Source organism: Stenotrophomonas sp. SrG (genome assembly GCF_050031795.1).
Classification (GTDB): domain Bacteria; phylum Pseudomonadota; class Gammaproteobacteria; order Xanthomonadales; family Xanthomonadaceae; genus Stenotrophomonas; species Stenotrophomonas rhizophila_A.
Map to the genome: position 1 here is coordinate 1 of NZ_JBNBBE010000332.1, position 265 is coordinate 265.

General features: G+C 70.9%; 1 protein-coding gene. It reads right to left on the reverse strand.

From position 1 onward, the window contains the following. On the reverse strand, positions 1 to 265 hold a 265-nt coding region (locus ACQG3P_RS20010; RefSeq protein WP_426806020.1), incomplete at both ends, for an SDR family NAD(P)-dependent oxidoreductase.

Sequence of the window (265 nt, forward strand, 5' to 3'; positions counted from 1 at the left end):
CGCCATGCCCGGCACCGGCATCCTGTCGCCGGTCACCGAGCCGATCACGACGATGCGGCCGCCGTCGCCCAGCGTGCGCGCCGCCTCGACCGCGGCGTGGTACGGCGCATGCACGTTGATGCGCAGCAGGCGATCCACGGCGTCGGGGTCCAGCTCCAATGAATCGCCGAAGATCGCGATGCCCGAGTTCACCACCAGCCCGTCCAGCGGACCGGTGTCCCGAACCCGCGCGATCACCGCGTCACGGTCCGCACTGTCGGTCTTC